Source organism: Micromonospora sp. NPDC047730 (assembly GCF_043204765.1).
Taxonomy (GTDB): domain Bacteria; phylum Actinomycetota; class Actinomycetes; order Mycobacteriales; family Micromonosporaceae; genus Micromonospora.
Window position 1 is genome coordinate 634296 of the sequence record NZ_JBIDCU010000001.1, and the last position, 12678, is coordinate 646973.

Annotated in this window: 11 protein-coding genes; 5 read left to right on the forward strand and 6 right to left on the reverse strand. The window is 72.1% G+C overall.

Annotation, left to right across the window (positions count from 1 at the left end; all coding sequences use genetic code 11):
* Window positions 1-10 precede the first annotated feature (10 nt).
* Together ACGF5G_RS03090 and ACGF5G_RS03095 are read right to left on the reverse strand one after the other, a co-directional pair.
* Complete coding sequence (locus ACGF5G_RS03090; RefSeq protein WP_393258508.1) at window positions 11-1450, reverse strand: GuaB1 family IMP dehydrogenase-related protein; 1440 nt, start codon at window positions 1448-1450, stop codon at window positions 11-13.
* A 123-nt stretch (window positions 1451-1573) separates the two neighbouring features.
* Entirely contained in the window at window positions 1574-2170 is a 597-nt protein-coding gene (locus ACGF5G_RS03095) for a LysE/ArgO family amino acid transporter (protein WP_393259200.1), read from the reverse strand.
* Between the two features lie 96 nt (window positions 2171-2266).
* Here ACGF5G_RS03095 and ACGF5G_RS03100 point away from each other — a divergent pair, with 96 nt between their 5' ends.
* Window positions 2267-3157, forward strand: a complete 891-nt coding sequence (locus tag ACGF5G_RS03100; protein WP_393258511.1) for a LysR family transcriptional regulator ArgP — start codon at window positions 2267-2269, stop codon at window positions 3155-3157.
* A gap of 89 nt (window positions 3158-3246) precedes the next feature.
* Here ACGF5G_RS03100 and ACGF5G_RS03105 read toward each other — a convergent pair whose 3' ends face one another.
* Window positions 3247-4998 (reverse strand): acetyl/propionyl/methylcrotonyl-CoA carboxylase subunit alpha, encoded by a 1752-nt coding sequence (locus ACGF5G_RS03105; protein WP_393258514.1) that lies wholly within the window; start codon window positions 4996-4998, stop codon window positions 3247-3249.
* Window positions 4999-5132: 134 nt separating this feature from the next.
* Here ACGF5G_RS03105 and ACGF5G_RS03110 point away from each other — a divergent pair, with 134 nt between their 5' ends.
* The 4 genes from ACGF5G_RS03110 (at window position 5133) to ACGF5G_RS03125 (ending at window position 8986) form a co-directional block, all read left to right on the forward strand.
* Window positions 5133-5759, forward strand: a complete 627-nt coding sequence (locus ACGF5G_RS03110) for a PadR family transcriptional regulator (protein ID WP_393258517.1) — start codon at window positions 5133-5135, stop codon at window positions 5757-5759.
* A gap of 132 nt (window positions 5760-5891) precedes the next feature.
* Window positions 5892-6851 (forward strand): ATP-binding cassette domain-containing protein, encoded by a 960-nt coding sequence (locus ACGF5G_RS03115; RefSeq protein WP_393258519.1) that lies wholly within the window; start codon window positions 5892-5894, stop codon window positions 6849-6851.
* Between the two features lie 20 nt (window positions 6852-6871).
* A complete protein-coding gene (locus tag ACGF5G_RS03120; protein WP_350703478.1) occupies window positions 6872-7627 on the forward strand; it encodes an ABC transporter permease in 756 nt (251 codons plus the stop codon).
* 114 nt (window positions 7628-7741) lie between these two features.
* Window positions 7742-8986, forward strand: a complete 1245-nt coding sequence (locus ACGF5G_RS03125; RefSeq protein WP_393258522.1) for an MFS transporter — start codon at window positions 7742-7744, stop codon at window positions 8984-8986.
* 102 nt (window positions 8987-9088) lie between these two features.
* On the opposite strand, the gene ACGF5G_RS03130 is transcribed toward ACGF5G_RS03125, so the two are convergent.
* Genes ACGF5G_RS03130 through mycP form a run of 3 tightly spaced genes read right to left on the reverse strand, consistent with a single transcriptional unit; the run spans window position 9089 to window position 11585 of the window.
* Window positions 9089-9742: an O-methyltransferase gene (locus ACGF5G_RS03130; protein ID WP_393258524.1), complete on the reverse strand. Its 654-nt coding sequence runs from the start codon at window positions 9740-9742 to the stop codon at window positions 9089-9091.
* A gap of 9 nt (window positions 9743-9751) precedes the next feature.
* Window positions 9752-10396 carry a Maf family protein gene (locus ACGF5G_RS03135; RefSeq protein WP_393259202.1) on the reverse strand — a complete coding sequence of 215 codons (645 nt, stop codon included), beginning with the start codon at window positions 10394-10396 and terminating at the stop codon, window positions 9752-9754.
* A 22-nt stretch (window positions 10397-10418) separates the two neighbouring features.
* Window positions 10419-11585 (reverse strand): type VII secretion-associated serine protease mycosin, encoded by a 1167-nt coding sequence (mycP, locus tag ACGF5G_RS03140; protein ID WP_393259203.1) that lies wholly within the window; start codon window positions 11583-11585, stop codon window positions 10419-10421.
* Window positions 11586-12678 lie beyond the last annotated feature (1093 nt).

Below are 12678 nucleotides of genomic sequence, written 5' to 3' on the forward strand. Positions count from 1 at the left end.
GGGCGCCGTCTCACCAACTCGTGGGTAGCGGCATCCCCTCGGTGTAGCCGGCCGCGCTCTGCACGCCGACGAGGGCCCGCTCGTGGAACTCCGCCAGGTCCCGGGCGCCGGCGTAGGTGAAGGCGCTGCGTACCCCGGCGATGATCTCGTCGATCAGGTCCTCCACGCCGGGGCGGGCCGGGTCCAGGTACATCCGGGCCGAGGAGATGCCCTCCTCGAAGACCGCCTTGCGGGCCCGGTCGTACGCGCTGTCGTCGGCCGTCCGCGCGCTGACCGCCCGCGCCGACGCCATCCCGAAGCTCTCCTTGTAGCGCCGGCCGTCGGCGTCGGTGTAGAGGTCGCCGGGGGACTCGTAGGTGCCGGCAAACCAGGAGCCGATCATCACGTTCGACGCGCCGGCGGCCAGGGCCAGCGCCACGTCCCGCGGGTGCCGTACGCCGCCGTCGGCCCAGACGTGCCGGCCGAGCTGGCGGGCCGCCGCGGCGCAGTCGAGCACGGCGGAGAACTGCGGCCGGCCCACCCCGGTCATCATCCGGGTGGTGCACATCGCACCCGGGCCGACGCCCACCTTGACGATGTCGGCGCCCGCCTCCACCAGGTCGCGTACGCCCTCGGCGGTCACCACGTTGCCGGCGGCGACCGGGACCGCCGGGTCCAGCGCGCGGACGGCCCGCAGCGCGGAGATCATCCGCTCCTGGTGGCCGTGCGCGGTGTCCACGACCAGCGTGTCCACCCCGGCCTCCAGCAGCGCCGCCGCCTTGCCGGTCACGTCGCCGTTGATGCCGACGGCGGCGGCGATGCGCAGCCGGCCCCGGTCGTCCACCGCCGGCTTGTAGAGCGTCGCCCGCAGCGCGCCCTGCCGGGTCAGCACCCCGACGAGGCGGCCCTCGGCGTCGACCACCGGGGCGAGCCGGCGCCGGCCGGCCGAGAGCCGGTCGAAGCCCGTACGCGGGTCCGCGTCCGCCGGCACGGTGTGCAGCTCGGTGGACATCACGTGCCGGAGCTGGGCGAAACGGTCCACGCCCACGGTGTCCGCATCGGTCACCACGCCCAGCGGCCGGCCCTCGTCGTCGATCACCACCACGGCGCCGTGCGACCGCTTCGGCAGCAGGTGGATCGCGTCCCCGACGGTGTCGGTCGGGCCGAGCGTGATCGCGGTGTCGTGCACCAGGTGCCGCCGCTTGACCCAGGCGACGACGTTCGCCACCACCTCGATCGGGATGTCCTGTGGGATGACCGCGATCGCGCCGCGCCGGGCGACCGTCTCGGCCATCCGGCGGCCGGACACCGCGGTCATGTTCGACACGACCAGCGGGATGGTGGTGCCCGTGCCGTCGCTGGCGGCCAGGTCGACGTCGAGCCGCGAGCCCACCTCGGAGCGGGCCGGCGCCATGAAGACGTCGTTGTAGGTCAGGTCGTGCGCGGGAACCGCGCCGTGTAGGAACCGCACCCCGCCATCATTCCCGCCGGCCGCCGCCCGTGCCCCCGGTGGTCGCCGAAAACACCCCCGGTCGGGCGTCGCCGAAGGCCACCAGCGCGGCCAGGAAGAGGTAGCGCGGCCCGGCGTCGCCGGTCAGCCGAGCAGCAGCCCGGCCGCGAGCGCGGTCATCACGAGGGCGATCGCACCGTCGACGACCCGCCAGGCCGTCGGGCGGGCCAGCACGGGCGCGAGCCGGTGGGCGGCGGCGCCGATGGTGGTGAACCAGACCACGCTGGCGAGCGCTGCGCCCGCGCCGAAGACCCAGTGGTGCGGGTGCTGGCGGGCCACCCCGCCGAGCAGGAGGACGGTGTCGAGGTACACGTGCGGGTTGAGGTAGGTGAAGGCGAGGCAGGCCAGCAGCGTCGCCCCGAGCGTGGCCGGCGGCCGGTCGGCGGGGGAGAGCGCGCCGGGGCGCAGCGCGCGGCGGGCGGCCAGCACGGCGTACCCGAGCAGGAACGCGGCCCCCAGCCAGCGGACGGCGGTCAGCACGTCGGGGTGCTCCGCCGTGGCGGTGCCCATCCCGGCGATGCCGACCGAGATCAGCAGCGCGTCGGAGGCGGCGCACACGGCGACCACGGGCAGGACGTGCTCCCGGCGCAGGCCCTGCCGTAGGACGAAGGCGTTCTGCGCGCCGATGGCGGCGATGAGCGCGATCGAGAGGGAGAAGCCGGCGGCGGCGGAACCTGTCACGGAGTTGCTGAGGATGTCGGGCACGAGCCGAGGCTACGAGCCGCAGCCGATGCAGCCCAGCTAAAGATTCTCACGGCAGATAAGCTCAGCTTCATCATGCTTGACTCCACGCAGCTCCGGACGTTCGCCGCGGTGGTCCGCGAGGGCAGCTTCGAGGCGGCCGCGCACGCGCTGCACGTCACCCCGTCGGCCGTCAGCCAGCGGATGAAGGCGTTGGAGCAGACCGTCGGGCAGGTGCTGGTCCGCCGCACGAAGCCGTGCCAGGCCACCGACGCGGGCCGGCCGCTGCTGCGGCTCGCCGGCCAGGTGGCCCTGCTGGAACGGGAGGCGTTGGACGCCGCCCGCCCGCCGACGGTCGGCGGGCCCGCCCCCAGCCGGGTAACCATCGTGGCGAACGGCGACTCGCTCGGCACCTGGTTCGTCGGCGCCCTGGCGCGGCTGCCCGCCGAGCTGGCGCTCCTGTTCGACGTCCGCCGGGACGACGAGGACCACACGGCGGAGCTGATCCGCGACGGTACGGCGATGGCCGCGGTGACCGCGCAGCGCGAGGCCGTGCAGGGCTGCCGGGTGGAGCGGCTGGGCGCGATGCGGTACGTCGCGCTGGCCCGGACCGGGTTCGCGGCCCGCCACTTCCCCGACGGCCCCACCGAGGCCGCCCTCGCGACGGCGCCGATGATGGCGTTCGATCGCAAGGACCAGCTCCAGCACCGGTTCGCCCGCACCGTGACCCGGCGTCGGATCGCCCCGCCGGTCCACTACGTCCCGTCCTTCGACGGCTTCAACGAGGCGGTGCGGCTGGGCCTGGGGTGGGGGATGGTGCCGGAGCGGATCGCCCGTGCCGACATCGCGGCCGGGCGCTGCGTCGACATCGGTGCCGGGCGGCACCTGGACCGCCCGCTGTACTGGCAGCACTGGCGGGTGGAATCCACCACGCTGGACGCGCTGACCGCCGCCGTCCGGGCGGTCGCCGGCACCGAGCTGCGCTGACTGTCAGGCTGGCCGGTGCCGCCCAGCGTTGCGTTAGGAAGGGGCCCTTCCTCTACCGAAGACGTTAGGAAGGTGCCCTTCCTTACACCTCAGGCGATCGTGCAGATCGCCGCGCCGGCGGAGATGACGGCGCCGACCTCGGCGGCGAGGCCGCTGACCGTGCCCGCCTTGTGCGCGTGCAGCGGCTGCTCCATCTTCATCGCCTCCAGCACCACGACCAGGTCGCCCTCGGCGACGGTGTCCCCGTCGGCGACCGCGATCTTGACGATGGTGCCCTGCATGGGCGAGGTGAGCGCGTCGCCGCTGACGGTGGTGCCGGCCTTGGCCGCGCCGCCCCGGCGGGCCGGCTTGCGGGCGGCGGGCGCGGCGGCGGCCGTACCCCCGCCGAGGCCGGCGGGGAGGGTGACCTCCAGCCGCTTGCCGCCGACCTCGACCACGACGGTCTCGCGCTCGGCCGGCCCCTCGGCGGTGCCGGCGGCGGCGGTGAACGGCGGGACGGTGTTGTCGAACTCGGTCTCGATCCACCGGGTGTGCACGGTGAACGGCTCGGCGGTGAACGCCTCGTCGCGGATGACCAGCCGGTGGAACGGCAGCGCGGTGGCCATGCCCTCGACGACCATCTCGTCCAGCGCCCGGCGGGCCCGCTCCAGCGCCTCGGTGCGCGTCTCGCCGGTGATGATCACCTTGGCCAGCAGCGAGTCGAAGTTGCCGCCGATCACGTCGCCGGCCGAGATGCCGGTGTCGACCCGGACGCCGGGGCCGGTGGGCAGCCGCAGCGCGGTGACCGTGCCGGGGGCGGGCAGGAAGTTGCGGCCCGGGTCCTCGCCGTTGATCCGGAACTCGATGGAGTGCCCGCGCGGCGTCGGGTCCTCGGTGAACCGCAGCTTCTCGCCGTCGGCGATCCGGAACTGCTCGCGGACCAGGTCGATGCCGGCGGTCTCCTCGGTGACCGGGTGCTCGACCTGGAGACGGGTGTTGACCTCCAGGAAGGAGATGGTGCCGTCGGCGCCGACCAGGTATTCCACCGTGCCGGCGCCGTGGTAGCCGGCCTCCCGGCAGATCGCCTTGGCGCTGTCGTGGATCTGGGCGCGCTGCGCGTCGGTGAGGAACGGCGCCGGGGCCTCCTCGACGAGCTTCTGGTGCCGGCGCTGGAGCGAGCAGTCGCGGGTGCCGACCACGATCACGTTGCCGTGCTGGTCGGCCAGCACCTGCGCCTCGACGTGGCGGGGCTTGTCGAGGTAGCGCTCGACAAAGCACTCGCCCCGGCCGAACGCGGCGACCGCCTCGCGGGTGGCCGACTCGAACAGGTGCGGGATCTCCTCCATCGTGCGGGCCACCTTGAGCCCGCGCCCGCCGCCGCCGAAGGCGGCCTTGATGGCGACCGGCAGGCCGTGGTCGACGGCGAACGCCATCACCTCGTCCGGGTTGGCCACCGGGTCGGGGGTGCCGGGCACCAGGGGGGCGCCGGCGCGCTGGGCGATGTGCCGGGCGGTCACCTTGTCGCCGAGGTCGCGGATCGCCTGCGGGGTGGGGCCGATCCAGGTCAGCCCGGCGTCGATGACGGCCTGGGCGAAGTCGGCGTTCTCGGCGAGGAATCCGTAGCCGGGGTGGACGGCGTCGGCGTCGGCCTTGGCGGCGACCTCCAGCAGCTTGTCGATGCGCAGGTACGTCTCGGTCGCGGAGTCCCCGCCGAGCGCGTACGCCTCGTCGGCGAGGGTGGCGTGCAGGGCGTCCCGGTCGGAGTCGGCGTAGACGGCGACGCTGCCCAGACCGGCGTCGCGGCAGGCGCGGATGACGCGGACGGCGATCTCGCCGCGGTTGGCGATGAGTACCTTGCGCACCTTGGGGTCTCCTCCCGGGAGGTTACTGACCGGGAGTGTATCGGCCACCCTGAGAGGGCCCTAACGATCGCTCAGTGTGGGATGCCGCACTGCCGCGTCGCGCCCTAGTCAAACTTGCTTATTACGCTTGTCCGATGTCTGCCACGCGAATGATGATCCTCGGGCTGGTGCGGTGGATGCAGCCCGTGCACGGCTACGACGTGCGCCGGGAACTGCTCAGTTGGAACGCTGACAGGTGGGCCAACGTGCAGCCCGGCTCGATCTACCACGCCCTGCGCAAGCTGACCGCGGAGGGCCTGCTGCGCGAGGTGGCCACCGAGCAGGTGGGCGCCCGGCCGGCGCGCACCACGTACGAGGTCACCGCCAAGGGCGAGGACGAGTTCGAGTCGCTGCTGCGCGGGCACTGGTGGCAGTTGCACGAGCCGCCGGACCCGTTCGCGGCGGCGTTCTCGTTCCTGCCCGCGCTGCCCCGCGAGGAGGCGTCGGCGGCCCTGCGCAACCGGGCGAACCTGCTGCGCGCCGGCGTCGAGTCGATGCGCGCGGCGCTGGCCTCGGACTGGATGCGCAACTCCAAGCCGGTGCACGTCGGGTGGATGTTCGAACTCTGGGCCGCACGGGCGGAGGCCGAGGTCGGCTGGTGCGAACGGATCGCCGAACGCATCGACTCCGGTGTGTCGTACCTGCCTGATGGGCTGGTCGGGGCGGAGGGTTGGAACGGGTGGTCCGACGGCGGAACCACACCTCACGACACAAACGAATAATCAAGATTGACCACTGGAGCTATATCGCGTTAGCCTGCTCGCGGCGCGACGGGGGGAGCACGCCGTCCGGCGTCGTCCCCGAGGGACAGACCAGGTGGCCGGTCGCACCGGCCCGGACGACCAGGAGCAGAGATGATCGAGACCAGAGGGCTGCGGAAGTCGTTCCGCTCCCGAGAGGGTCGCCAGACGAGGACCGTCGACGCGGTGCGCGGGGTCGACCTGGAGGTCGCCGCGGGGGAGATCTTCGGCTTCCTCGGCCCCAACGGCGCCGGCAAGACCACCACCCTGCGGATGCTGGCGACGCTGATCGAGCCGGACGGCGGCGAGGCCACCATCGCCGGGGCCGACCTGCGGAAAGACCCGGCCGAGGTGCGCCGCCGCATCGGCTACGTCGCCCAGGGCGGCAGCACCTGGGACGAGTCGACCGCCCGCGAGGAGCTGGTCCTCCAGGCCCGGATGTACGGCATCGGCAAAGCCGAGGCGCAGCGGCGCGCCGTCCGCGCCCTCGACGCCTTCCAGCTCACCGAGTACGCGGACCGCAAGTGCAAGACCTACTCGGGCGGCCAGCGGCGACGGGTGGAGATCGCGCTCGGCATCATCCACGAGCCGAAGATCGTCTTCCTGGACGAGCCGACCAGCGGCCTCGACCCGCAGAGCCGCGCCCACATGTGGGACGAGATCCGCCGCCTGCGCGCCGACGGCATGACCGTCTTCATCACCACGCACTACCTCGACGAGGCCGACGCGCTCTGCGACCGGATCGCGATCATGGATCACGGCGAGGTGGTCGCGGAGGGCACCCCGGCGGGCCTCAAGCGCGAGATCTCCGGTGACGTGGTGCTGGTCGGGCTGGACGCGGCGGCCACCCCGCAGGCCGCGAAGCTGCTCGACGGCGAGCCCTACGTCAACAAGCTGGAGACCGTCGAGGAGGGCGGCCTGCGGCTCTACGTCGACGAGGGCGCGACCGCCATCCCGCAGATCCTGCGCCGCGTCGACACGGCGGGCCTCACGCTCGACTCCATCGAGCTGCACCGGCCCAGCCTCGACGACGTCTTCCTCACCAAGACCGGCCGCTCGCTGCGCGAGTCCTGAACCCAGACCGGAGAGATCACATGAAACTCGCCCGTGACACCTGGCTGATCTTCCAGCGCCAGCTCCAGCTGCTGCTGCGCAACCCCGTCTGGGTCTTCGTCGGCATCTTCCAGCCGGTGATGTACCTGCTGCTCTTCGCCCCGCTGCTCAAGCCGGCCCTGAACGCCCCCACCCAGGCGGAGGCCTACAAGATCTTCGTGCCCGGCCTGCTGGTGCTGCTGGCCATCTTCGGCGGCCTGTTCCAGGGCTTCGGCCTGATCGCCGAGCTGCGCGCCGGCGTCATCGAACGCTCCCGGGTCACCCCGGTCAGCCGGCTCGCCCTGCTGCTCGGCCGCTCGCTGCGCGACGTGGTGTCCCTGATCGTGCAGGCGGTCATCATCACCCTGCTCGCGCTCCTGTTCGACCTGCGCGTCTTCATCGTCGACCTGCTCCTGGCGTACCTCATGCTCGCCCTGATCGCGCTGATGACCTCGGCCGTCTCCTACGGCGTCGCGCTCAAGGTCAAGAGCGAGGACGCGCTGGCCCCGCTGATGAACACCGTGGCGCAGCCGGTGCTGCTGCTCTCCGGCATCCTGCTGCCGCTCACGTTCGCCCCCGGCTGGCTCCAGGGCATCGCCGAGTGGAACCCGTTCTCCTGGGCCGTCGACGGCACCCGTGCCCTCTTCAACGGCGACCTCGGCGACGACAAGGTCTGGCAGGGGCTCGGCATCATCGCGGTGCTCGCCGCAGCCGGCGTCGTCTGGGCGGCCCGGCAGTTCGCCCGCACCGTCCGGTGAAAGGAAGGGCACCTTATTAACGCCTACGGTAGAGGAAGGGCCCCCTCCTAACGCCGGGGAGAGCTGCCTCTCACCGGGGCGGGGCACCGGCCGGACGCTTGTACCGTAAGGCCGGTGCCCCGCCTCACCCGTGACCGGACCACCTGGCTGACCTACGCCCAGCTGGGGCTGTGGGGCTTCTTCCTCTACGGATTCGGGCCGGTCGTGCCGCTGCTCCGCGACGAGCAGGGCACCTCGGCCGCCGTCGCCGGCCTGCACAGCACCGGCATCGCCGTCGGCGCGCTGGCCGGCGGGGCGCTCTTCGCGCCGCTGGCCCGCCGGGTCGGCCGTGGCCGCGCCATCTGGACCGGGCTGGCCGGGGTGGCGCTCGGCGTCACCGCACTCGGCACCCTGCGGGCACTGCCTGCCACGATCACCGCCGTCGCGGTGATCGCCACCTTCGGCATGCTGGTGATCAGCGGCGTGTCGGTGGTGCTCACCGACCGTCACGGCACCGGCGCGCCGGCCGCGCTGACCGAGGCCAACGCCGCCTGCGCCGGCATGGGCATCCTCGCCCCGCTGGTCATCGGCGTCAGCGTCGACGCCGGCTGGGGCTGGCGGCCCGTGATGGCCGTCGAGGCCGGCCTGATCGCGCTGGTCGCGCTCGCCGCCGTGACCTTCCGCGTACGCCTGCCGGACGCCGCCCCCGCTGCGGCTGCCGGGGATCCCCCGGCCGACACCGACCCGCCCGCCGGCGCGCGTCGGGCTGCTCCCGTCGCCGGCGCCGCGCGGCGGCTGCCCCCGACGTACTGGATCGCCTGGGTGCTGATGGCGGTCACCGGCTCGATCGAGGTCTGCCTGTCCCTCTGGACCGCCGACGTGCTCCGCTCGCACGCCGGAATGGCGGCCGGCGCCGCCTCGGCCGCTGTCGCCGCGATCGTCTGCGGCATGTTCGTCGGCCGGCTCGTCGGCGGCCGGTTCGCGCTGCGGTACCGGCCGGTGCCGCTGCTGCTGGCCGCGCTGGGCGTGTCGCTGGCCGGGTTCGCGCTGTTCTGGGTCGCACCGGTCGGCTGGCTGGCGGTCGCCGGCCTCGTCGTGCTCGGCGTCGGCAACGCGCTGCACTACCCGCTGGCCATCTCGATCGCGCTCGCCGTCGCCGGGCCGGCCGCGGACCGGGCGGCCGGCTGGGCGTCGTACTCGATGGGGGTCGGCTTCGGGATCGCGCCGGTCGCGCTCGGCTGGGTGGCCGACGGAGTGGGCCCGCACCTGGCGTTCCTGCTGCTGCCGGGCTTCATCGCGGCGGCCGCGCTGCTCGCCGCCCGCCTGGGCCGTGCCCTACGCCCGGCCCCCGCCGAAATCCGGACCCCGACCCCCGTCTGACGCCAAGCCGGGCGGCGGCTCCGTCGGATCTTGGTGCGGAAGGGCCCCTGGAGGGGCCGTTTCGCACCAAGATCGCGCAGGGCGGGGCCCACACTGTGGCGGTCAGTGCACCCGGGCCAGCGTCAGGCCGTCGGCGACCGGGAGCATCACCGCGTCCACCCGGACGTCGGCGAGCACCTCGTCGTTGAACGCGGCGATGGCCCGGTCGTCGGCGTTCTGCGGGGCGATCACCCGGCCGCCGCGCAGCACGTTGTCGACCGCGATCACCCCGCCGGGACGCATCCGAGGCACCAGCTCCGCCCAGTAGACCGGATACCCGGTCTTGTCCGCGTCGATGAACGCGAAGTCAAGATGACGTTCGTGGGGCAGCTCGCGCAGCGTGTCGCCGGCCGGGCCGATGCGCAGCTCGATGCGATCCTCCACGCCGGCGCGGGCCCAGTACCGCCGGGCGATGCCCGTGAACTCCTCGGAGATGTCGAAGCAGGTCAGCCGCCCGCCCTCGGGCAGCCCCCGGGCGATCGCCAGCGAGGAGAGGCCGGTGAAGGTGCCCACCTCCACGGCCTGCCGCACGCCGAGCAGCCGGGTGAGGAAGGTCAGGAACGCGGCCTGCTCCGGCGCTACCTGCATCTGTGCGTCGTCCGGCAGGGCGGCGCGGGTCTCCTCGGCCAGGTCCCGCATGATCTCGTCCGGCGGCGACCCGTGCGTCACCAGGTACGCGTGCAGTTCCGACGTGAGCGGGATCGACTTCGTGGTCATGAACGGACGCTATCCGAGCGGTTCGACCGACTGGTTGCCGGGCGCGACCTTTGTCCACAGATCGGTGATTCGCAGATCCAGCTCGGCCAGGAGGCGGCGCAGCATCGGCAGCGAGAGCCCGATGACGGTGCTCGGGTCGCCCTCGATCCGCTCCACGAACGGCCCGCCCAGCCCGTCGATCGTGAAGGCACCAGCCACCGCGAGCGGCTCGCCGGTGCCCACGTACGTGGCGATCTCGTCGTCGCTGACGTCGGCGAAGTGCACGACGGTGGAGGCGACCGCCTCGGCCCGACGCCCCGTCACGATGTCGATGAGGCAGTGCCCACTGTGCAGCACGCCGCTGCGCCCGCGCATGCGCTGCCAGCGCCGGGTGGCGTCCGCCGCGTCGGCCGGCTTGCCGAGAATCTCCCCGTCAAAGGCCAGCACCGAATCGCACCCGATCACCAGCGTCCGCTGGTCGTCGGCCGGCCGGAGCCGGGTCAGCACCGCCTCCGCCTTCAACCGGGCCAGTTCCAGGCAGAGATCCTCGGCCTGCTCGGTGACCACCAGGGACTCGTCGACGCCGCTGACCAGCACGTCCGGTTCGATCCCGGCGGCCTGGAGAATCTTGCGGCGGGCGGGGCTCGCCGAGGCGAGCACGAGGCGGAGCGGCATCGTTTCTGGCACGTCGCCGACGTTACCGGCTGATCCGGGGAGGTGGGTCGTCGCCGTGGCGCTGGCGACGCGCAACCAGGACCCACACGCCACCGGCAGCCACGATCACACCGAGGGTGACCAGGCCACGGGCGGTCGCTCCGCCGTCTCCGTCGTCGGCGGGCTCCGCGACCGCCGTCGTGGTCGAGGCGGTGGGCGCCGGGTCGCTCGCCGTCGCCGACCCGAAGCCCAACGGGGGTACGTCTGCCGTCAGCGCCGCTACGAGGTCGATGACCCCGTAGCCGTACTCGTCGTCACGCCCCGGTGGTCCCTTGTCGACGGCGGTGGCCGTGAGCCGATGCACTACCTCGGAGGCCGGGAGGTACGGGTACTTCGACCGAATCAGTGCAGCAGCCCCGGCGACGATCGCTGTAGCTCCCGACGTGCCGGTGCCCTTGCGGTATTTGCCGTCAATGCTCGTGCTGTAGATATCAACAGCTGGAGCAACCACGTCAATTTCGGGGCCTGTGGCCGATATTGCTGCATGTCGACCGGCCTGATCTATCCCGCCAACGGCGAGGACGCCGGACTCCCTGGCTGGGTAAGCAACCGTTCTGTCGAACGGGATATTGCCGGAACCCGCAACTATTACTACGTCTGATGCGAGCGCCGTTCGGACCGCCTGTATGAGGCGAGGGCTGGCACCGCCTCCGCTAGAGACGCTGATTACATCGGCGCCGTTAGAAACGGCGAACTCTATTCCTAGTGCCAGATCGTCCGCGTCCCCGAGGTTGCTAGCCGAGGACGAGACGATCGGGAGGATCTTGGCGTCAGGGGCGATGCCCAGCGCGCCCAATTGTCGGGACTGGCCGTGCGCAGCGATCAGTCCGGCCATCCCGGTTCCGTGCCCGTTGCGGTCCTGCCAGCCATTGCCGCTTCCTCCAGAGATGGTGTCGGTTCCCGAGAGCAAGTTGTTGCGGAGGTCGGGATGGGGCTCCACGCCAGTGTCTGGCACCGCGACAGTGACGCCATCCCCGCGGGAAATTCGGTGCGCTTGGTCTACCTTCAGGTAGCGCAGATGCCACTGGTCACTTCGAATCCGGTCGACGCCGCGTGGCTGCGCTGCGCGCTCTGAGGCGGCAACTTGTGTGACAGGCACCGTCAACAAAGACGCACTTATTGCGAGCGTGCTGAGGATTGCGCGGAGCATCACCTGTTGAAGCCGATAGCTGGCCCCGGGTCGATTGGTCCCTCCTCATTGGGTGGGCGGACGACTGGAGGCACTCCCTTGTCTGTCTCCCACGGATGGTCCGGGTCCCAACGGCGCGTCTCCTCGGTCTCCCGCCGTCCGGGTCGCCCCGACGTGCTGCCGAACGGAGCGCCCCCGATTGGTGACATTCCGTGCGCCGGCCCGATGCCACGACCGCCACCCGGGCGGGATCCGGCGCCGCCCGTCGGCGCGGTGCCCGCACCACCGCCGCCGATTACACCGCCGATCGGATTCACTCGCCGTGGCTGGTTGTTGGTCGCGCTGGGCTGGCCAAGCCCCATCCCGGGAGTTCCTCCTATCAGCCCGCTAGGAGGCATCGGTCGACCTGGAGAGGGTGTTGTTGGGTTGGCTTGGTTGCCGGTACCTCCTGCGACGGGCCTGCCCAAGGAGCCGCGCAGCGGCCCGCTAGCGATGGGTCGGCTCGTTCCTGTCGACAACGGCGGTAACCCTCCCACACTCTGGTGCGGATTGGGTGGTGCGGGCGGCGTAGCGATCGGCGGGCCTGGATTGGCTGGTGACGGTGCCAATCCGGGGCCAGCGCCGCCCAGCACGGGACCAGCGTTCGGTGCGGTGGGGGTTTGGACGGGCCGGACGGGAAGCGACGGTCGGTTGACCGATAAAGCGCCAGTTGGTGCCGGGACTGGGACCGGCGTGATCGGCGGGATAACCGGCGCTACCCCGCCTCCGTAAATGTCTGAAGTCCCAGGATCGATGCCAGGCCGTGGCGGGCGTACTGCTGGGGGTGGCTTTTGGAGCATTACTTGGGCGTGTTGGAGTTCGCCGCTGAGGCCGTACATGATGCCCCGTGCCTGGACGTTGAGCCGTTCCAGGTCGGCGTCCGTCACCGGGCGGTCGGGGACCCGACTGCCCATGGCCGCCTTCGGGTCCGCGAGCGTCGCCTCGTACGTCCGCTTCTCCTGGAGCTTGACGGCGTACTCGTCGTAGATCTTCTTGAGCTCGGCGCGGGTGCTCCCGATGGCCTGTGTCGCGGCGGAGAGCGCGGTGTAGTTGGCGCTGGCCGCGTCGTGGGTGC